1 protein-coding gene is annotated in these 666 nt (G+C 66.8%); it reads right to left on the bottom strand.

Annotation, left to right across the window (positions count from 1 at the left end; genetic code table 11):
* Nucleotides 1-156: 156 nt before the first annotated feature.
* A partial coding sequence (locus AC1Q7F_RS32625) for an electron transfer flavoprotein subunit beta/FixA family protein (RefSeq protein ID WP_492512711.1) occupies nt 157-666 on the bottom strand: 510 nt, incomplete at its 5' end.

Here is a 666-nt window from a genome sequence, read left to right as displayed (position 1 = left end):
GCCTCGGCCACGCCGGAACCGGCGACCAGCATATGCGTCTCGCCACCGATCTTGGCGGCCGCACCCAGGGTGGTCAGGGTCGGCTTCTTCACGGCACCCGTCGAGGGTTCCGCAACAACCAGAATGCTCATGTTGCTTATCCTTTGAAGAGGGCGATCAGATGACGCGGGCTTCGTCGCGCAGCTTGGATACCAGCTCGGCGACCGAGGCGACCTTGACGCCGCCCTTGCGTTTGGGCGGCTCCACCACCTTCACGGTGGTCAGGCGCGGCGCGATGTCCACGCCCAGAGCGTCCGGGGCCACAGTCTCGATCGGCTTCTTCTTGGCCTTCATGATGTTGGGCAGCGAGGCATAGCGCGGCTCGTTCAGGCGCAGGTCGGTGGTCACCACCGCCGGCAGCCGCAGTTCCACCGTCTCCAGGCCGCCATCGATCTCGCGCGTCACGGCCACCTTGCCATCGCCCGGCAGGACCTTGGACGCGAACGTCCCCTGGCCCCAGCCCAGCAATGCTGCCAGCGCCTGGCCGGTCTGGTTGCTGTCATCATCGATGGCCTGCTTGCCCAGGATCACCAGATCCGGCGCTTCCTTGGCCACGATGGCCTTCAGCAGCTTGGCCACCGCCAGCGGCTGCACCTCGGCATCGGTCTGGACCAGGATGCCGCGGTC

It is taken from the genome of Niveispirillum sp. GW835-FHT14G11 (assembly GCF_058793615.1).
The sequence above is the reverse complement of the archived record's forward strand: the minus strand, read 5'-3'. Positions and strand labels throughout refer to the sequence as shown.